The sequence below is a fragment of the [Clostridium] fimetarium genome (genome assembly GCF_900111235.1).
Lineage (GTDB): Bacteria > Bacillota > Clostridia > Lachnospirales > Lachnospiraceae > Clostridium_N > Clostridium_N fimetarium.
On sequence record NZ_FOJI01000009.1, the window covers coordinates 38,114 to 57,436 of the forward strand.

The following is a 19,323-nucleotide window of genomic DNA, read 5'->3' on the forward strand; positions in this document are numbered from 1 at the left end:
AATGAGAAGAAATCATGATGTTTCCCAGTATATTTTGGCGGCTAAGAAGAGAACTGTATTTGCACTGATTTTAATAGTGGTTATTATTCCAATCACATTATTTTTAGGTTTCTATTTTAATAAAAATGATAGTTATATGTTGCTAAGTGCAGTATTGATTCTATATACATTACTTCCATTTGTGCTGGTATTTGAACATAGAAAACCTAAAGCTAGAGAGATTGTAATGCTATCGTCAATGTCGGCGCTAACCGTATGTGCAAATTTATTGTGTGCATTTACAGTACCCGTACATGCAGGCACTGCGTTAGTGATAATATCTGGAATTGCATTAGGCCCAGAGGCTGGATTTTTAGTGGGTGCACTATCTAGATTTGTATGCAACTTTTTCACAGGACAGGGTCCATGGACACCATGGGAAATGATAGCTTGGGGAATTATTGGATTTTTAGCAGGCGTTACATTTAATAAAGTTGATCTAGATAAGGTAAAATCAAGAGATATAAAGGTGATTATGGGACCGATCATAAGTATTATAGCAACATTGATATTTGCATATGTTATATTTTTATTTACTGGGAAACAAGGCGAAACTTTTTTCGGATGGAGACTATATGCATATGGAATGGCAGGATTGGTGATAGGGATGCTATTACAAAGACATAGGTTGCCAGTGGATAGTGTTACAGTGCCCATATACACGTTGTTTTCAGTATTTATAATATACGGTGGGATAATGAATATTGCGGCGCTTATAATGACAAATTCAGTGTCGCCGGGTGATATGCAAATTAATTTTGAATCATTAAAATTATTATATATTACTGGAGCCCCCTATGATGCGATGCATGCAGTCGGTGCATCTGTATGTGTGTTTTTATTTGGGGATAGTGTTATAAGAAAAATCGAGCGAGTGAAGATAAAATATGGAATATACAAATAAGTAATAAATTATAAAATCTAAATTTAAAAATAGAACCCAGAAATTGATTGCAAAGATTATTAAGTTTGGATTTAATTTATTGAGTTGTTCAGTAAAAAAGGAGCTTTCATACATTAAGTTGTAAGAAAACTCCTTTTTTAACAAATAGCTGTAGTATTAATAATTATAAATCATTACGTTTGTTTTTCAAATTTTGAATGTTTTGTATATACATCATTGCAACAACGCCACATGCAGACATAAGTGAAATTAAGAAAAATATAGTCGTAATATTAGAATCACCTGTTGCAGGTGATGTTTTACTTAAATCGGTTGCTGTGTCAATTGCTGAATCGGTATTAATCGTTGAAGCAGTATCAATGATTGAATTACTATCAATGCCTAAAGCAGGTGTCGCTACAGTTGTATCAGTTTCCGGAGGATTTAATGGTAAACCAGATGCCAGTATATCAGATACATCAAATGGAGCCGATTGATTTGCTAATATAGCTCTGTAACTTACAAGACTATAAAAAGCGTCGATCGTTGAATATGAACTTGCTGCATCAGTTGCATTTGTATAGCTATAAGCGCCAGTTTGTGAAGAATTCTTAAATGTAAGTAAGCCAGCATAGGAGCTCGCGGCTAAATCTTGTTTACCATAGGTTGAATACAGCGTTAATGAAGCTGCAGTGGAGTCAGAGTTAGGAAATGCAGACCATTTAAAGTCACCGTCAGATGTTCCATCAGAATGTAACAGAGTTTGTGAAAATATAATTGAATTTTCAACAAGTTTTTTCACACTGGAATCAGAGCTGTTTAGGCTTGATAATCCTGATAATGAGAAACCATTATTATCAGTAGAATTTCCCCAATAATCAATTCCATTATCATTTCCATAGCTAAGAATTGCAGTTTTTATTTTGGCTAAACATGCGGCGCTGTCCTTGAATTCTTTCGAATAAGCATATGCTGCGGTGTACAAATGTGGAAGCTTATATGGGTTAATGTTATTTAACGTTGCTTGATTAGCATTTGCAATTGCGGTTTCATATTTTTGGATTAGATTGAATCCTTTAAAATTAGTAGCATCCCTACCGGCTAACGCAAGAACGATAGAAAGGTATGCATAATCAGTAAGTGGATCAGTCAATATTAACTCACCATTACTAATATAAGTGGTTGAAATTTGTGAAAGATAGGAATCTACTAAATTAGAACAATTCATTCCTGAACGAAGTAATAATATCAAAAGTTTTGAAGAATTGTAGAAATCAGATGCAGCATTGATACTGGCAGACGTTTTAAGATATTCTGCAGTTGCAGTGATTTCCTTATCAATTGCTGTAAGTGAAGGTGGTACTGGCTGGGGACTTTCAGAGCCGGCAAAAGCCATTGTTACATTGGATAGTATAAGGCATAGTGCCAATACCAATGCTGGTAATTTCCTTTTTGTGATTTGATTCATTTTAATTTCCTCCATTTCCGCTTATGCGGTAAAATAATTGAGGTGAAAAAATCTCCTTATGTCAGATAAATTTTTAAGAATAAAAATTATCATCTACATTGGGAGACTGCATAAAAATAAGATGCCAAAATTCAAGCACGCAATATGTCTATACAATCATTCCTCACCGAACGATAAATAATTTGTTATTAACGGCAGATATCCTGACTTTTAGCTTCTAACCTAATCCTTGTCCTTCCCAAAACCAGTTGGTCTCAGTGGTTATCAAGTTTCGTATCTAATTACAGTAGAGTGAGCTGTTACGGACTTTCACCGCATTCCCTTAAATGTTAATCTGTATTTTAAAACACAGCATTTATGCAGATAAACTGCCACCGAAAATAACTATTGGAATTGTAGCCTATTAGGATGTATATGTCAAGATGATGAAATATAGAAACTAATTCGCAATAATAAAGGAAGGTTAATCAAAGGTAAAAAGGTTATATTATTAATTAGATGGAAAAAACAACTTAAGTTTGTTATAATGAAATAATCATAAAAGTACGGAAAGAGAATTCATATGAATTATATTGTTGTTGATTTGGAATGGAATCAAAGCCCTCACGGAAAAAAATATGAAATTAAAGAGATCCCATTTGAAATCATTGAAATTGGGGCTGTTAAACTGGACCAAGAACGAAATATAATAAGTGAGTTTGAAAGGGTTGTGAAACCTCAGTTATATAAAGAACTGCATTTTAAAACGCAGGAAATTATCACGATTGAGATGGAAGAATTACAACGTGGTGATAAATTCTTTGATGTAGTGAATGACTTCTTAAAATGGTGTGGAGAGGATTATATCTTTTGCACATGGGGTAGCACGGATTTGATTGAGTTGCAGAGAAATATGCATTTTTATAAGGTGGATATTCCATATGAAACGCCTCTGAAATTTTATGATATTCAAAAGTTTTTTAGCATTTTGTATCAAGATGGAAAGTCGAGAACTGCACTTCAAACTGCAGCCGAGTATTTAAGTATAATTGACGGAGAGTTTCACCGAGCAATTAATGATGCGAGATATACTGCAAAAATAATTCAATGCATAGATTTTGAACGCGCAAGCAAAAATTATTCAATCGATTATTATACGATTCCATATAAAAGAAGCAATGAGATTTTTATTAATTATGAGACCTATCACAAATATATTTCAAGAGGGTTTCGTCAGAAAGAGTCTTTGATGTCGGACAAAGAAGTATTATCGTCAAGATGCTATTTGTGTGGTAAAGAGTGTGAAAGTATTGTTCCTTGGTTTTCTACTAACACGAAGATATATTTTGGATTATTTAACTGTGAAGAGCATGGATACATGAAAGGTAAGATACGAGCAAAGTATGCAGATAACGGAAAATATTTTGCGGTAAAGATTCTTAAGCTTACGGATGAAAATGGAGCCAAGCAGATTTACGATAGACAAGAGACAACGAGAGAGAAGAGAAAACTGAAAAGACACAAAGATGAAGAAAGTTAAATCTTGATTAAATAAAAATGGAGCACCGCAAAGTCTGCAGTGTTCCATTTTTTTTGTTTTTATCGATTACAATCCTCTAAATTAAAGCATATATAACACCAAGGCCAATTACAATCTGAAGTATTGCAAATCTAAATACTACCTGTGCATCGGACCAATCTTTATTTTTTCTGACATGATCATGAATTGGAGTTCGGATGTTCTTCAATACCTTAACATGAAAAAATCTCAATAAGGATACTTTGATAAGTCCGAGTCCACCATCTAAGATGAGCATAAAAGCGACTGGAATATAAAGAAACGGATGACCTGATTTTAATATTGCAAAAGCTATAAATAGGCCAATGGCTCGAGAACCTGCGTCACCCATCATTAACTTACTAGGAGAGGCGTTAAACCATAAATAACCAAGAATGCAAACGACCATAATGAGTATGGAATGTCTAAAGTAAGGGTCTTTATTATATAATGAAAATAATACGTATATGGTAAATAGCGTTGTTGCTGAAAGTGTACCAGATAAGCCGTCAACTCCATCAGAACAGTTTGTTACATTTATACTTACCCATACGAGTATTACGATAAGAAATCCAAATACCAAAGGTGGTAAAACCAGTTGTTTGTTAAAAAATGCAAGTTCTATCGTATTAGAATTGTAATTGAGATAAGTAATTGCAGACATAATCGCGATTAAAAAATCAATTAAGCCTTTTTTTAGTTCTCCCCAAGGAGAAGTTGAACTGTCATCTAAATATCCGCTAATCATAGCAGCAAGGGTCAAAATAAAGTAAATTAAAAGTTCATTAGTAAGCGGTATGAAAAGGACACAAGTTAAAATAAACGTCAGAATAAATATAATTCCTGCACCTCGAGGCTTTCCTACAGACTTTGAACCATTTATAGCATATGCACGGCCGGCATCTATGGGTAATGAATTCTTACCGAATTTTATGGCAACACATGTGAATGTAAATGCAAGAATTACACTTAAAAATGTTATTTCCTTCATATAACTTGTATCCAGTATGTAATAAATCATAAAAATTGTAACTCCTTTTCTAATAATTACTGGTTTGTTTTACAAAAACCTTTTATAGTATAACACAATTTATTTTGGAAATATAGAGAGAACGATAGAAAATATTATTACAATATATTATATCATTATGGTATACTAAAAGTTATATAATTATGTTAATTTTAGGAGTTAAAAATAGGTTATAATATATGGAAAGGGTGGTCTTTTATGGATAAAAATTCATCTGTTTTTTTGACAGAAGTTGATACATATCTATTCGGGCAGGGAACAAATTATGAAATATATAATAAGATGGGCTCACATATTGCAATAAAAGATGGTGTTTGTGGCGTATATTTTTCAGTATGGGCTCCAGCCGCGAAAGAAGTTTATGTAGTAGGTGACTTTAATGAATGGAAGGCATATGGATATGATTGTAAGCCTGTTTCGGATGGTGGGGTATATGATATATTTATTCCAGGTGCAAAAGTTGGACAATTCTATAAATATTTAATTGTAACGCAAGAGGGGGAAGCCTTATTTAAGGCGGATCCATATGCAAATAGTGCCCAATTAAGACCAGAGACTGCATCGGTGATTACCGATTTAGGTCAATTTGAGTGGTCTGATTCAAAATGGATCCAGAATAAAACAGAGGAAGATCATCTTAAAGTACCATTATCAATATATGAAGTTCATATTGGTTCCTGGAAAAAGAAAAATAATGGAACGCAGGATGGTTTTTATAATTATAGAGAAATAGCGGTAGAGCTTGCTAGTTATGTTAAGAATATGGGGTATACACACGTTGAATTAATGGGGATTGCTGAATATCCATATGATGCTTCATGGGGATATCAAGTAACGAGTTATTATGCACCAACTAAAAGATATGGAACCCCAAAAGATTTTATGTATCTAATCGATTATATGCACAAAGAGGGAATTGGAGTTATTCTTGATTGGGTTCCTGCTCATTTTCCGAAGGATGCGCATGGCCTTGCCAATTTTGATGGAAGTAATGTATATGAGTACGGTGATCCTAGAAAAGGTGAGCATCCTGATTGGGGTACTAAGGTATTTGATTATAGTAAGAAAGAAGTTACCAATTTTTTGATTGCAAATGCGTTGTTTTGGGTAGATAAGTACCATATTGATGGCCTGCGTGTAGACGCAGTTGCATCTATGCTGTATCTTGACTATGGAAGAACCGAAGGTAATTGGATACCCAATAAATTTGGTGGTAATGGCAATCTTGAAGCAGTGGAATTCATTAAGCATTTTAACAGTATTATGAAGCACAAATTTCCAAATGCGATTACCATTGCGGAAGAATCAACAGCATGGCCAAATGTGAGTGGGAATCCAGATACAGACGGGTGTCTTGGATTTACATTCAAATGGAATATGGGATGGATGCATGATTTCCTTGAATATATGCAGCTTGATCCGTATTTTAGAAAGTTCAATCATTCAAAACTGACATTTAGTTTAAGGTATGCGTTTAGTGAGAATTTTGTATTGGTATTATCTCATGATGAAGTAGTTCATTTGAAGTGCTCTATGTTAGGTAAGATGCCAGGTGATCTTATTGATAAATTTTCTAATTTAAAACTGGCATATGCATTTATGACGGGACATCCCGGTAAGAAACTTTTATTTATGGGTCAGGAATTTGGACAGTGGAATGAATGGAGTGAAAGCAAATCTCTAGACTGGTATTTATTAGAAGATTCGATGCATCAGAATATGAAAGATTTTACTAAAAAATGTATGTTAATGTATAAAAAATATCCAGCACTTTATGGTACGGATTGTAATCCGGAAGGTTTTAGATGGATTAATTCTAATGATAGAAATAATAGTATATGTTCATTCTTAAGATTAAGTGAGGATGGTAAGAAAAATTTATTGTTTGTGCTTAATTTTACACCGGTCGTTAGAGAAAAATTCAAGGTCGGCGTACCTTCTAAAGGCAAGTATGTATTAGTTCTTGGTAGCGATGAGGAGAATCAGATTAAGTCACTTACACCAGTTAAGGAAGAGTGTGATGGGTTTGATTATTCAGTATTTATTGATGTAAAAAAATTTGGCATCTCCATTTACGAATTTAACATTACTAAAAAGAAAATTTAAAGTTATTTGCAGCTCATAATTTAGCGCTAATGTGACGAAATATACCTGTGTAGGAGTATTCTCTTATATAGGTATATTTTATTTCGGTGTTAATTTTTCCAAATACGGATTAAATGCCTGCTAAGCAGGCCGATAGGAGCAATGTGAAAAACAAGGAGCATATTTTTCACGGTCCTGATTAAATGCCTGCTGAAGCAGGCCGATAGGAGCAAATTATGAACATTTCTGCAGTTAATTTAAATAGTTCAGAAGATACATTAAAATCGAATTCAATTAATATAAAAAGTAATACAAGTAAAGCTGATTCCAAAGGAGTAGATAAGCTTTTTGAAAATGCGAATGTAGCTACAGCAGAAAAGACACGCAGTACGCAAGTTGATAGTAAGGGTCTTGCAGCGCTTATGGACGAAGGTAGTTGCGTAACGGATGAACTTAAGAATAGTGCTGAAGCTGCAAAGAGCAGTTTAAAAGCATTGTTTAGCAAGATGTCAGTTGCTGATTGTGTACAAATGGATGAAGAGGGATTTAACCTAAATGAGATGAGTCCAGATAAGATCGTTACCGTTGTCGATAGAATTAAGATTATGTTAGCTACATATTGTGAAGATTATCAGGTAACAGATGAAAATATAGACATTTCTAAAATAAAGCAAGTAGTCGGAAGTACTGCAATGGCAAATCAAGTAGAAGCGAAGTTAAAAAGCGCTGATTTACCAAATACAAAAGAAAACATCGATGAGATTGCAAATGCAACGAAGCAAGCGGAGGAGATTAAACCGTTATCTGAAGGGGCTAAGAGATATCTAGTATCGAATGAATTAGAACCATCAATTCAAAATATATACAAAGCAGAGCATGCTAGTGTAAATACTTCAATGCAGGCGGCAGGATATCAAAGTACTTCCCCAACAGTGAGTAATGATGAATGGAGCCAATTGAAGCCTCAAGTGGAAGCAGTTATTCAGAAAGCAGGGTTAAATGTTGATGAACAAAATATCAGTAATGCAAAATCATTTATTGAAAATAACATTCCAGTTACACAAAAAAATCTAGTGTATAAGAATCAATTAGATAATTTGGATTTGACGAAAATGGATAGTGAGGATAGTAAAGGCAAAGTATTAGACAAAATTATAGGGAATATGGCGTTGGGAAACAGTGCAAGCGCAACGTTGCTTACTGATGTGAAATCTATTGTACAGATGGTTTCAGAAGCAATCAAGACAGTAAATTCTGCGGATGTCGATGAAACTGCTACGGTGACGAATCAAGGTAAACAATTTACGATTGAGAATCTTAGGATTGCCCAAGGCGTTACACTTCCAATCGCACAGAGTCAGATTGAAAACCAAGTAGATAATCAAATACAAAATCAAGTTGAAAGTCAATCGGAAAAATTAACAAAAGAATTGGTGCAAGCATCTCCAAAAGAATTGGTGCAAGCATCAGTAATAAATCAAGACGCTCAGGCAATCACGAATTACCGCCAGTTAGAAGAGATTAGAATTCTTATGACTGCAGAGGCTGGACTTTCATTAGCCAATCAAGGATTTAATCTGGATACAACGCCGATTGTTGATTTAGTAGAGCAGCTAAAGGCGATGGAATTGCAGCTTTATGGTGATGATGCAAGTGAAGTATTAGAAGTTAAGAAGGCTATCAATGAAATAAAGAAATCACCAGATGTAATGATCAGTTCAGTAATGGCCGAAAGGTCTGCAAATGAAAGTATAACAATTGCTGATTTTTCACAGATGGGAAGTAATTTAGGGCAGAGATTTAAACAGGCTGGACAAACGTATGAGACGGTTGGAACTCAGGTCAGAAATGATTTAGGGGATTCTATAAATAAAGCAGTAGAAGCAAGTACAAATTCAATCCTAGCCGAGCTCAAGTTGGAGGACACAAAGACGAATCGGGATGCTGTGAGAATACTTGGTTACAATGGTATGGATATGACAATTGAAAATATTAATACTGTGAAAGATATATATAGCACATTGAATAATCTTATTGAAAATATGAAACCAGAAACAGTTTTAGCAATGATAAAAGATAATATTAATCCTATGAATTCGGATATTAATGATGTTAATCAGTACCTTATTCAACAAAATGAAGGGGCTAATTCGACAGATAAATTCAGTAAATTCCTATACAAATTAGATAAAACAGATGGAATTACGGCACAAGAGCGAGAGCAATTTATTGGAATATACAAGATGATGAATATTTTCAAAAAGGATGCCGGAAAAGCTGTTGGAACACTTGTAAAGCAAAATTCAGATATAACGATGTCAAATCTTATGACTGCCTATAATAGTAGCAAGGTTGCCGGTATTGATACTTCTATTGATGACACTACAGGTATGGCAGAGGTTGAGGGCATCGTTAATTATTATAATAGCATGTTTTCAGAAACGGCAGAATGTATTACGCCCAAATCACTTAAAACGGTTAATGACGAGAAATCAATTGCTACAAGAAGTGTCGAAAACTTTTGTGAACAAATTAATCAATCATATGATAGTAATCTTGAAGGAGAATATTATGATAACTATCTAAAGGATATGAATAAGATTACAGATGTTGAAGATTCCGTTATTAGACAACTCACGGATAACAATTTGCCAGTTTCAATTAACAATATAATGGCAGCACTAAATATTATGACGCCTAATTACTTCCAAAAATATTTCAACTTGGAGGTTGAAAAGACTGATGGAGAAGAAAATGAAAAGGGCAGAACTATCGAAGGTGGCGACAATTTTGAGGGATTTATAGATAAACTGGGAAGCGAGTCTGAAATCAACCTAGCTTATCAGCAGATGGCCGATGAAGTAGCAGAAACGACTATTAAAGCAATGGATTCATCAGAAAATCAAGCTTATTCAGATATTGAAGAACTTAGAATGAGGGGAAAAGAAATCGGTCTTATTCAGAATCTTGCACAAAAGCATGATTATAAAATACCATATGTTATTGATGGAGAGGTAGGAACCATCAATCTTCAAATTGTCGAGGATAAAAATGACAAGGGGAGAATTGCAATCAAATTACGAACAAAGGACCTCGGGAATGTTTCGGTTGAGGGCAAGCTTAGTGCAGAAAGCGCAAGTATATTTGCAGTGACAGATGGTGATGAAAAAGTACTTTCAGATAGAATCAATAAAGTGACTAGTAATATTGCAAAAGAATTTAAAATGGAAAGCATAGGCGTATATATCGGTAAGTCGAATGAGATTCCAGCTGTTAGTTATAAGACGGAAGGTAGTGAAATTTCAATGAAAACTTTATATAGCTTCGCAAAAACCTTAATTGTTGGATTGATAAATTCAAAGGAATAGGCGAAATCAAGAATTAATTTAAGCTTTGCTATAAGATAAAAGGTGCATTAGACCGATATTGTAAGCATAGAAACGATCGGAGAGGAATATCCAATGAGAATTAATACAAATATTTCTGCAATAATAGCGAACAATCAATTATTAAAAGTACAAGATAATCTGCAAGCATCTTTAGAAAGATTATCTTCAGGATATAAGATTAATAATGCATCTGATGATCCGGCGGGGATGGCAATTTCACAGAAGATGCGTACTCAACTTAGAGGGTTAGATCAAGCTACAAATAATGCAGCAGATGGAGTATCTGTTATAGAAACAGCGGAAGGTGCAATTTCAGAGATTCAGTCAATACTATCTAGAATGAAAGAACTTTCAGTACAGGCTGCAAATGATACGAACTCAGATACAGAGCGTTCAACGATACAGCAAGAAATTGAATCCTTAAATAGTGAAATTGATAGAATTGCAAAGGATACAGAATTTAATGGACAGCCACTTATTAATGGTAATCTCGAGAGAAGAGTATACTCAGATGTTAGAGGTATATCACAGCTTGAGTGTTCAAGTAATATTCAGGCAGGTAAATATGGTATAAGCATTACCCAAGATGCTAGGCAAGCAGTGGCAGCTGGTACCGTGATTACTGGGGCCGGTCTAAGTAGCGGGGCAGTAACGGCTACTATGGCGGGATCAATTTCAGTTAATGGTTACAGCGTTACAGTGAGTGAGGGTGATACGCTTAATACAATTGTGAAAAACCTTATGGACGCAACAGATAAAATCGGTGGATCAGTTATGTTGGTGGATGATACTTCCAACACAACAGGAACGAATCCCTCGACAGCAGGATATACCGCAGCTACAAATCTTACACAGGGTGTTAGTTCACTAGTGTTTATAACAAATAGCTATGGCGCTAATGAAAGATTAGATATTACTTGTTCGAATGCCAGCCTTGCTTCGGCACTTGGTTTGGATGAGGCAGCAACAGTTGATGGTATGGTAAGTGAAGGTCTCGATGTTAAAGCGGACTTCTTATTGGATGCGAGTAGCAATAGAATTGGCTTTTCTAATACAGCTAACATTTCAACAGATGGTACTAAGGTTATCGTCAATGACACGGACAGTAGAACATTTATGGTAGATGTACCAGGAAGTGTTGCAGGCACTGTATTTGATGATTCTGGAATTAAGGCAACAGGTACAACGGCTAGCGCAAAAGGTATTACTCAGGAAGTAACAGACATTGGTACGATGGCAGTACATGTTGGAGCAAACGAAAATCAAACAATTGATATTGATATACAAAAGATTTCAACATATACGATTGGTCTTGATACAATTAATGTTATGACACAATCAAATGCAGGTAAGGCAATTACAAGTATAGATCAGGCGTTGGCAAAAGTGTCAGCAATCCGATCTAAACTTGGCGCATACCAAAATAGATTGGATCATACAACATCAAACCTTAGTATTTCGAATGATAATCTTACGGCATCACTATCAAGAATTGTCGATACTGATATGGCTGAAGAGATGACGACATATACACAACAAAATGTTTTGTCACAAGCAGCTACATCAATGCTAGCACAGGCAAATGCAAGACCGGAAACAGTGCTCCAACTTTTGCAGAAATAGGTTGGGGATAGGAGATTTATTATATGACTAAGGAAGAAATAAATGGATATTCGTATAGAGTGACACAAGCTTCAAGAACAGAATTACTTGTAATAATGTATGATGTTACACTAAATTATATTTCTGATTCTATAAGTTATTTTGAAAATGAAAATGTAGAACGTTTTAGGGAGGATATTAAAAAAGCGCAAAGAGTAATTAATCAGCTTACAAGTGCATTAGATCAAACATATGAGATTTCGCTAGAATTAATGAGATTATATATATATATGAATAATGTTTTAGTTCGGTCATCTATTAGGAAAGAAGTAGAAGAGCTAAAAGTGGTCGTGGGTATGATTCAAAAATTGAGGAGCGCATTCGAAAAAGTCAGCGAGCAAGATAAATCTGGTCCAATTATGATAAATACGCAGCAGGTATATGCTGGATTAACATATTCAAATGATGGACTTAATGAATATCATGACCAAACAACAAAAAGAGGGTTTACGGTTTAACGTAAATCCTCTTTTTGTAAAACGTTTTTGGAAATGTATTGATACGTTTATTAAATATTATTTAATAATGTAGTTTGCTTTTTCCATATTTTCTACGTTTTTTCTTATGATGTGTTTTCTTGACATTAAAAATAATCAAGGTTGAAAATAATAATCCACCACTACCAATTGCCAAATACCACACATTTATTACAAAGCTTTTTTTGATAGTGGGCGTTGCCAAACCATCACTTTTTAAATATGGAAGGTTATCAGATTTTATGATGGTGCTTTTTGTATTAACTAAAAGATTGGCATTGCCAATGGTATTGCCATTATATGTAAAGTTCAGTTTGGCGGTATAATCGTAGTTTGCAGTATCATCAGTGGTAGCATTAGTGCTGTTATCAAGCATTAAGCCAACATCTGTTAATGTAGCATTATTAGGAAGGTCCACATAGGAAGCATCCATAGAAAAATTAATTGTGCTGTTGCCATATACTTTTGAATTATAGTAATTAGAGTTGTTAAATAGTGAACTTACATCGCTATTGGAAATAGAAACTTTTTTGAAATTGTTAAAACCATATTCAAATAGAGCTTTGGTATCAACATAACGGTCGTCAGCTTTAGGTTCTTTCATTACAACACAGATAAGCCGCATACCATCCTTTTCGGCATATGATATAAGTGTATATCCAGATTCGTCTGTAAACCCAGTTTTGCCTCCCTTACAATATTGATAATAATATTGCTGTCCCTTAAACATCAGGTTTGTTGAGTGCAAACTGCGTATTTCAGGAGTAAGATTAGTTGGACCTAATTTATAGTTTCCAACAAAGGAATCGATTGATAAAAATGTTGAATTGGTAAAGCACATACGACCAATCATTGCCATATCATAGGCGGTTGTATAATGATTGGGATCGGATAATCCACTAGCGTTACTAAAGTGTGTGTTCAGTGCGCCAAGTTCTTTCGCACGTGCATTCATCATGTCAGTAAAGCCGGCAAGAGAGCCTGCTACACGTTCTGCAAGACCATAAGCTACTTCATTAGCAGAAGATAATAAGAGTGCGTGAAGTGATTGGTCTACAGTGTATTGTTCACCCACCTTGGTTGCAATGTTGGCGTCAACACCAGGTATGACACTTTTAGCCGCTGTTTGTGAAAATGTAACTACTTCATCTAAACTGCAGTTCTCAATTGTGAGAAGTGCTGTCATCAGCTTTGTTATACTGGCAGGATAAGCCTTTGTATGGCTGCTTTTGTCATATAATACGGCGCCAGTATCGGCATCAATAAGAATAGCACTCCCAGCTACAGTAGCAGGCTCAGCAGGCCATTCAACAACAGCAGCAGTAGAGGCGGTCGTCGCAGCAGCTGCTAATGGATTTGCTGTAGGTGTGGCATATGTAAGTTGCGGAACATTTAAAATTGCAATTGTAGCGATAAATATGGTGGAAATTATCGCCGTATATTTCGTTAATTTTGATTTCTTCATATTAATCCCCTGAATATATTATTTTGGTTTCAAAGTCTACAAGTAGAATTTTCGGTTCTAGAGTATTGTATAGTAAGTTGCTTTGTTTTGTCAAAGTCAATAATTACCTCAGCAAGAAAACTCATCAAGAAATCTTATGTGTAATTAATTTTTCAAAAACATATTGTAAATTATAGATTAATTAGATATCATAGTATGTTGTATAAATGTTTGTACAATATTAACAAATTAATTATTAAATTAATAATAGATATAAAAGTATTTTAAACTATTTACCTAAATAATTCAATGACTTGAGACTAAAAATTATTATGGGAAGTAGCAAAAAAGCAAATTAAAGAATAACATTATTTGGAGGAATAAAAATGCGATTAAGAAATATACCAGGTGCAAGAGATGTAATGGTTGAAAACGAATATGTATTTGCTGACCCCAAGGGGATGGTTGGTACTTGGAGTCAAGTATTTGGAAATAATAACCCTATTCATATTGAAATAGGAATGGGTAAGGGTAAATTCGTAACGACACTTGCAATTATGAATCCTGAAATTAATTATGTCGGAATCGAGAAGTATTCAAGTGTTCTTTTAAGGGCCGTAGAAAAACAGGAAGAACTTAAACTACCGAATCTAAAATTTATAAGAATGGATGCAGAATTAATAAAAGATGTATTTGGTCATTTCGAAGTAAGTCAAATTTATCTAAACTTTTCAGATCCTTGGCCAAAAGATAGACATGCTAAGAGGCGCTTGACATCAAAAGAATTCTTTGCTAGATATGATGAAATTCTTAAACCAGAAGGAGAAGTACAATTTAAGACTGACAATAGAGAATTATTTGACTTTTCTGTAGATGAAATTTCTAAAACAAAATGGAAGTTGACGTATGTATCTTATGATTTACACAATGATGATAACTGCATTGGAAATGTAATGACAGAATACGAGGAAAGATTTTGTGCCGAAGGTAAGCCAATTAACAAGTTGATTGCTGTCCGCGAATAGTCGAGTGTAAGGAAGAGTATGAAATATATATAAATAATTGATTATATTTCACTACTTTGTTGTCACTTTAAGAATTAAGTGATATTATAATAGAAAGGATTCAAAAGGATGTGATGCATTTTGGGTAATAAGTATGGGCTCAAGCATAAGCTATCTATAGTGGCATACAAGCAGACTTCACTCAATAAACGTGCAGTTTCTATAAAAAAATCATTTGACGAAGTAAATAAAATACTAAATTCGAGTAATACTAAATGACAACAGAGTTAACTCAAGGAGGACTTAAGATGGAAAATATTTTTAATGAAGAAACATTTAAAAAGGAAGTAATAGAAGGAAAAGGCAAGGTACTAGTAGATTTTTACGCAGATTGGTGTAGTCCATGTAAGATGTTGGCCCCTACAATTGAAAAAGTTGCAGAAAAATATATTGGAAAAATAACAGTAGGCAAAGTAAATATCGATGAATGCCCCAATTTAGCAGCAACATATAAGGTAATGTCTATTCCAACCCTTATTCTTTTTGATAACGGCGAAAAAGTAGAAACAATTATTGGATTAGTAGATCAAAAAGAAGTAGAAGCGATGATAGTAAAGCATATTTAATCTCAAAATCAATAATTTAATAAAATGAAGGAAGACTTGCATTTTTGTATGTAAAGTCTTTCTTGCATATATTAGCTGTAAATTATCGAGATTGTTAGTGGATTTGTCAGAAATACTTGATTAGGAATTGAAAATATCGATAAAAACAGAGATAAATTGATAAAAAGTACTAAAAAAATAAAAAGTACTTGATTTTTTATTTTCTATGAGATATAATAACGTTTGTGTTCGGAAAACGGACAAGCCAATGTAATATGCGTCGCTAGCTCAGTTGGTAGAGCACCTGACTCTTAATCAGGGTGTCCAGGGTTCGACCCCCTGGCGTCGCACTAGAAGGTTCTTCGACTTAGTATTCTCAACTAGGTTGTCGGGCTTTTTATTTTGTCCAAAATTAGACGTGCACATAAAAGAAGATAGTCGCCACGGGAGAGCTTGCTCTCCAAGTGGCGACTATCTTCTTTTATATATAGGGCGAATGCCCTCAAGCGAGAAGTAGCGCAGCGGATTCGAGCTTGGCACGTCTAATTCCTCCCGTAGCGCCTAGTAGAGCAGCGCCTAGTAGAGCAGCGTGCACGAGCTGTTAAAATAGTGGTTAAATGTATAAATGTGTTGGGTTTCGTCCATAAATTAATAATCGCAGCGGAAAATGGCACCTTATTGGAAAAATCACTCTTGTTAGTTCCAAAATATGTTATTAATTTTGTTTCAACGCATACATTATATAGAAATACATAATTGAGGTAATGTATGGAAATATACATAGTTCAAGAGGGGGATACTATTAAATCCATCGCTGACAAATATGGAATAGTAGTATCCAAATTAATTCGGGATAATGCATTGACAAATCCAGATCAATTAGTTATTGGGCAGACAATAGTAATTGCATTCCCTAAGCAAACATATGTAGTAAAAGATGGAGATACATTAGAGGGTATCGCTTATAAAAATGGCGTTACACTTATGCAGATATTAAGAAATAACCCATTTCTTACAGAGAAAAAGAATATTTATCCTGGTGAAGAATTGGTCATAAGTTATGATACAAAAGGAATAATTATTACTAATGGAATTATGTATCCATTTATAGAAAAAGAATCACTGCTTAAGGTATTGCCAAATCTAACTTATATATCTATCTTTAATTATAGAGCAGCAGAAAAAGGTGAAGTTATTTCATATTATGATGATACAGAGATAATTAAAATATCCAAACAATATGAAACAATTCCTCTCATGTTACTTTCAACGCTAACACTTCAAGGAAAAACTAATATAGAAGTTGCATATGAAATAGCTAATAGTGAGGAAAATCAGGATCAATTAATTACTAATATATTAAAGATATTAAAAGATAAAGGCTTTCATGGACTAAATATGATGTTTAATTTTATTACCACATCGAATCTGTCTATCTATATAAAATTTATGAATAAAGTAGCAAGAGAAGTCAGAAAAAATGGGTATCTGTATTTTGTAACAATAAATCCTTCTTTGGAAAATGAGGATAAAAGTGCAGCACTTAATCAAATAAATTTTTCGGAAATTAGTATTGATGTAGATGAAATTATATTTTTGAAATTAGTATGGGGAACCAATTCTGGACCGCCATCTCCAGTAAGTAATATTAGTAACATTAGGGCAATATTGGATTATATCGTAACTATGATAGAGCGGGACAGGATCGTAATAGGCCAACCGCTAATTGCTTATGATTGGAAGTTACCATATATTCCTGGTGAATCAAGTGCAAATTCACTATCATTAGGAACTTCCCTTACATTAGCTATTGAAACTAGTGCTATAATTATGTTTGATGAACCATCACAAACTCCATTTTATAAATATGATGAAATAAGCGCCCAACCTATACACAATCATATTGTATGGTCATTGGATGCATTAAGCATTGATGCATTGATGTCAACGGTTAAAGACTATTCATTATATAGTGTTTGTTTTTGGAACGTAATGATATTTTATCAACAACTTTGGTTAGTTATTAACTCCCAATATGAAATACTGAAATTATTAAATTAATTTGAAATAGGTGTGGTCTGTATCTGGGATAAAGTAGAAAACTGTTGCAAAGTGAAATTATCTATAGTACCTGACTTTTGGTATCAGACATTAAAAAATGGTGCTAACTGGGTAAAAAAGGCTATTGCAGTTATGCTGCAGCCTTTTTGGATTATGGGGATTTAGTTCATAGTTTATAATTCTCTCTAATAATTTATAAATTCAACTTACTAATGATATATATTATTTTTCATACATATATTATATTAAAAATGATTGAGGATTCATATGGAAATTCATATAGTTCAACCTGGCGATACAATAGATACAATAGCCGACAAATATAAAGTATCAGCCGCAAGATTGATAACGGACAATAGTTTAGAAAGTTCAGGTGCATTAGTTACAGGTCAGGCACTCGTTATCCTATATCCAAGTCAAACATATACCGTAAAACCTGGAGATACCTTAGAAAAAATAGCTCGCATGTACAATGTACCGCTGATGCAAATATTCAGAAATAACAACTATTTATTTGAGAGAAAAATTATCTATCCTGGGGAAATGATAGTTATAAGTTATAATAATGATAAAGGTCAAATAAATACATTTGGTTACGCTGCTAATTATATTGATATCAATATCCTAAGAAAAACGCTTCCATTCTTAACCTATCTATGTGTTTTAGGTAATCAAATCACTGAAAATGCTGATATAATTTCAATAAATGATAAAAAAGTCATCGAAATATCTAAGAACTTTGGTGTTGCTCCTATTATGCTGTTGCCATCTTTAACAGTTCAAGGAATTGAAAATTTCGATGCTACTTTTAATGTTTATATAAATGAAAGTTTATCAGATAAACTTATTAATAATATAATGAATATATTAAAAGAGAAAGGCTATATGGGAGTAAGTATCACTTTTGAATATTTGTATTCATTCAATCAGATATTGTATCAAAATTTTATGATTAAACTATCTAAACGATTAAAGGCAGAAGGATTAAAATTATTTATCTCAATATCACCTGTGAATACAAATATAAATTCAGAGGGAATAAAAAAAATTTATCCTGATATAGAAAAAGTTTTAGATGGTATAACATTTATGGACTATAACAAGGGCTTAAATAAGAATCCGCCACCAGGTCCTGTTACATCAATTAAAAGTTTAGAAGATTTTTTGACTACTACCACTACAATTATTAGTGAGGAAATTATAAATATTGGATCCACTGCGATAGGTGTTGATTGGGAATTGCCTTATATTCCAAATGTATCTAGATCAGTTATTCTTAAATATTATACTGCCATAGCATTAGCTAACGATAGGGATTCAATCATTTATTTTGATGAAGTATCACAAACTCCTTATTTTACATATACTGAATCGAACGCTGGCGTGATAATACAACATATAGTTTGGTTTATAGATGCTAGAACAATTAGTTCCATTGTTAACCTTATACCGAAATATAATTTGAGTGGAACTGGAGTATGGATTATCATGTATTACTTTTCTCAAATATGGTCAATTGTTAATCCGCAATACGAAATAAAAAAGGTTCTTCCTGAACCGCGTTCAATGCCGCTTTAAATATTACTGAAAATTTAGTAATATTATAAAAAGAACGCCAAATTATTTCCTTTATGATAATG

General features: G+C 33.7%; 13 protein-coding genes, 1 tRNA gene and 1 riboswitch. Of the genes, 11 read left to right on the forward strand and 3 right to left on the reverse strand.

Annotated elements, in window-relative coordinates:
* Position 1: 1 nt before the first annotated feature.
* Positions 2–943: an ECF transporter S component gene (locus BMY18_RS11975; RefSeq protein WP_092454330.1), complete on the forward strand. Its 942-nt coding sequence runs from the start codon at positions 2–4 to the stop codon at positions 941–943.
* A gap of 163 nt (positions 944–1,106) precedes the next feature.
* Here the strand turns inward: BMY18_RS11975 and BMY18_RS11980 are convergent, their stop codons facing one another.
* Positions 1,107–2,390 carry a hypothetical protein gene (locus BMY18_RS11980; protein WP_092454332.1) on the reverse strand — a complete coding sequence of 428 codons (1,284 nt, stop codon included), beginning with the start codon at positions 2,388–2,390 and terminating at the stop codon, positions 1,107–1,109.
* A gap of 176 nt (positions 2,391–2,566) precedes the next feature.
* A riboswitch (cobalamin riboswitch) is annotated at positions 2,567–2,784 on the reverse strand.
* Positions 2,785–2,952: 168 nt separating this feature from the next.
* On the opposite strand from BMY18_RS11980, the gene BMY18_RS11985 reads away from it, so the two are divergent.
* Positions 2,953–3,909 carry a 3'-5' exonuclease gene (locus BMY18_RS11985; RefSeq protein WP_092454334.1) on the forward strand — a complete coding sequence of 319 codons (957 nt, stop codon included), beginning with the start codon at positions 2,953–2,955 and terminating at the stop codon, positions 3,907–3,909.
* A gap of 76 nt (positions 3,910–3,985) precedes the next feature.
* Here the strand turns inward: BMY18_RS11985 and BMY18_RS11990 are convergent, their stop codons facing one another.
* Positions 3,986–4,948, reverse strand: coding sequence for an MraY family glycosyltransferase (locus tag BMY18_RS11990; protein ID WP_092454336.1), 963 nt, complete (start codon positions 4,946–4,948; stop codon positions 3,986–3,988).
* Positions 4,949–5,155: 207 nt separating this feature from the next.
* On the opposite strand from BMY18_RS11990, the gene glgB reads away from it, so the two are divergent.
* The 4 genes from glgB to fliS all read left to right on the forward strand — a co-directional run bounded on the left by glgB (position 5,156) and on the right by fliS (position 12,551).
* Positions 5,156–7,063 carry a 1,4-alpha-glucan branching protein GlgB gene (gene glgB, locus BMY18_RS11995; RefSeq protein ID WP_092454338.1) on the forward strand — a complete coding sequence of 636 codons (1,908 nt, stop codon included), beginning with the start codon at positions 5,156–5,158 and terminating at the stop codon, positions 7,061–7,063.
* A gap of 215 nt (positions 7,064–7,278) precedes the next feature.
* Entirely contained in the window at positions 7,279–10,410 is a 3,132-nt protein-coding gene (locus BMY18_RS12000) for a DUF6240 domain-containing protein (protein ID WP_092454340.1), read from the forward strand.
* A 93-nt stretch (positions 10,411–10,503) separates the two neighbouring features.
* On the forward strand, positions 10,504–12,054 hold the full coding sequence (locus BMY18_RS12005) for a flagellin N-terminal helical domain-containing protein (protein ID WP_092454342.1): 1,551 nt from the start codon (positions 10,504–10,506) through the stop codon (positions 12,052–12,054).
* Positions 12,055–12,077: 23 nt separating this feature from the next.
* Positions 12,078–12,551 carry a flagellar export chaperone FliS gene (gene fliS, locus BMY18_RS12010; RefSeq protein ID WP_092454344.1) on the forward strand — a complete coding sequence of 158 codons (474 nt, stop codon included), beginning with the start codon at positions 12,078–12,080 and terminating at the stop codon, positions 12,549–12,551.
* Between the two features lie 61 nt (positions 12,552–12,612).
* Here fliS and BMY18_RS12015 read toward each other — a convergent pair whose 3' ends face one another.
* Positions 12,613–14,034, reverse strand: a complete 1,422-nt coding sequence (locus BMY18_RS12015) for a D-alanyl-D-alanine carboxypeptidase family protein (protein WP_092454346.1) — start codon at positions 14,032–14,034, stop codon at positions 12,613–12,615.
* A gap of 365 nt (positions 14,035–14,399) precedes the next feature.
* Here BMY18_RS12015 and trmB point away from each other — a divergent pair, with 365 nt between their 5' ends.
* From trmB to BMY18_RS12040, 5 genes are all read left to right on the forward strand, one after another.
* A complete protein-coding gene (gene trmB / locus BMY18_RS12020) occupies positions 14,400–15,038 on the forward strand; it encodes a tRNA (guanosine(46)-N7)-methyltransferase TrmB (RefSeq protein WP_092454348.1) in 639 nt (212 codons plus the stop codon).
* Between the two features lie 287 nt (positions 15,039–15,325).
* A complete protein-coding gene (gene trxA / locus BMY18_RS12025) occupies positions 15,326–15,643 on the forward strand; it encodes a thioredoxin (protein ID WP_092454350.1) in 318 nt (105 codons plus the stop codon).
* A 256-nt stretch (positions 15,644–15,899) separates the two neighbouring features.
* Positions 15,900–15,972, forward strand: a tRNA-Lys gene (locus BMY18_RS12030).
* Between the two features lie 418 nt (positions 15,973–16,390).
* Positions 16,391–17,683, forward strand: a complete 1,293-nt coding sequence (locus BMY18_RS12035) for a LysM peptidoglycan-binding domain-containing protein (RefSeq protein WP_092454352.1) — start codon at positions 16,391–16,393, stop codon at positions 17,681–17,683.
* A 267-nt stretch (positions 17,684–17,950) separates the two neighbouring features.
* The gene (locus BMY18_RS12040) at positions 17,951–19,261 is read left to right on the forward strand and encodes a LysM peptidoglycan-binding domain-containing protein (protein ID WP_092454354.1); all 1,311 of its coding nucleotides are present in this window, start codon (positions 17,951–17,953) and stop codon (positions 19,259–19,261) included.
* The last annotated feature ends 62 nt before the right edge of the window (positions 19,262–19,323 follow it).

Coding starts and splice junctions, on each gene's coding strand:
- BMY18_RS11975 (WP_092454330.1), top strand. CDS start 2: ATGAGAAGAAATCATGATGTTTCCCAGTATATTTTGGCGGCTAAGAAG.
- BMY18_RS11980 (WP_092454332.1), bottom strand. CDS start 2,390: ATGAATCAAATCACAAAAAGGAAATTACCAGCATTGGTATTGGCACTA.
- BMY18_RS11985 (WP_092454334.1), top strand. CDS start 2,953: ATGAATTATATTGTTGTTGATTTGGAATGGAATCAAAGCCCTCACGGA.
- BMY18_RS11990 (WP_092454336.1), bottom strand. CDS start 4,948: ATGATTTATTACATACTGGATACAAGTTATATGAAGGAAATAACATTT.
- glgB (WP_092454338.1), top strand. CDS start 5,156: ATGGATAAAAATTCATCTGTTTTTTTGACAGAAGTTGATACATATCTA.
- BMY18_RS12000 (WP_092454340.1), top strand. CDS start 7,279: ATGAACATTTCTGCAGTTAATTTAAATAGTTCAGAAGATACATTAAAA.
- BMY18_RS12005 (WP_092454342.1), top strand. CDS start 10,504: ATGAGAATTAATACAAATATTTCTGCAATAATAGCGAACAATCAATTA.
- fliS (WP_092454344.1), top strand. CDS start 12,078: ATGACTAAGGAAGAAATAAATGGATATTCGTATAGAGTGACACAAGCT.
- BMY18_RS12015 (WP_092454346.1), bottom strand. CDS start 14,034: ATGAAGAAATCAAAATTAACGAAATATACGGCGATAATTTCCACCATA.
- trmB (WP_092454348.1), top strand. CDS start 14,400: ATGCGATTAAGAAATATACCAGGTGCAAGAGATGTAATGGTTGAAAAC.
- trxA (WP_092454350.1), top strand. CDS start 15,326: ATGGAAAATATTTTTAATGAAGAAACATTTAAAAAGGAAGTAATAGAA.
- BMY18_RS12035 (WP_092454352.1), top strand. CDS start 16,391: ATGGAAATATACATAGTTCAAGAGGGGGATACTATTAAATCCATCGCT.
- BMY18_RS12040 (WP_092454354.1), top strand. CDS start 17,951: ATGGAAATTCATATAGTTCAACCTGGCGATACAATAGATACAATAGCC.